The sequence below is a fragment of the Bacillus pretiosus genome (assembly GCF_051294775.1).
In the GTDB taxonomy this organism is placed as follows: Bacteria; Bacillota; Bacilli; order Bacillales; family Bacillaceae_G; genus Bacillus_A; species Bacillus_A wiedmannii.
Window position 1 is genome coordinate 1 of the sequence record NZ_JBPPHF010000318.1, and the last position, 295, is coordinate 295.

Annotated in this window: 1 protein-coding gene; it reads left to right on the forward strand. The window is 34.9% G+C overall.

The genetic code is table 11. The annotated features are described in order from the left end of the window. Positions 1-4: 4 nt before the first annotated feature. Positions 5-295: DUF4279 domain-containing protein (locus ACSG5Z_RS31055; RefSeq protein WP_435712880.1), on the forward strand; the 291-nt coding region annotated here is incomplete at its 3' end.

Here is a 295-nt window from a genome sequence, read left to right on the forward strand (position 1 = left end):
AGTTATGGCTTATTTTAGTGCAACGGGTAATATATTCCCTGTTGAAGCAATTACCGACGCCCTAAGTATCGAGCCTACAACAACTTATAAAAAAGGTGATGTTGTTGCAAAACGTGATAATCCGAATCTTGTATCCACCAAAACCCTTTATAGAAAAGAAACTAATTGGACTTTCAGCACCGGCTATCAAGAATCATACGATATAACTAATCAGTTGCAAGTTATTCTAAAATCCCTTGAAGGAAAAACAGAGCAATTAAAACATCTCAAGAAGAAGTATAGTTTAGAGTTTCTT